Source organism: Rhizobium redzepovicii (assembly GCF_019793435.1).
In the GTDB taxonomy this organism is placed as follows: domain Bacteria; phylum Pseudomonadota; class Alphaproteobacteria; order Rhizobiales; family Rhizobiaceae; genus Rhizobium; species Rhizobium redzepovicii.
Genome location: NZ_JAILYH010000123.1, coordinates 1 through 255, shown reverse-complemented (window position 1 = coordinate 255; position 255 = coordinate 1). Strand labels below are relative to the sequence as shown.

Annotated in this window: 1 protein-coding gene; it reads left to right on the top strand. The window is 64.7% G+C overall.

The window, feature by feature from the left end; translation table 11 throughout:
- Positions 1–255, top strand: a 255-nt coding sequence (locus K6N12_RS33875) for an extracellular solute-binding protein (RefSeq protein ID WP_222149196.1), incomplete at both ends; no start/stop codon positions are given.

Genomic DNA, 255 nt, shown 5'->3' with positions numbered 1-255 from the left:
CGAAGCAGTCGCAGGTCGCCGACAAGGTCGGCTTCGCGCTCGCCCCGGACAAGGGCCTCGGCAAGCGCGGCAACTGGCTCTGGGCCTGGAGCCTCGCCATCCCGGCAGGTACCCAGAAGGCCGAAGCTGCTGAGAAGTTCGTCGCCTGGGCAACCAGCAAGGAATACAGCAACCTCGTCGCCGAGAAGGAAGGCTGGCTGAATGCACCTCCGGGCACCCGCAAATCGCTCTATGCGAATGCGGACTACCAGAAGG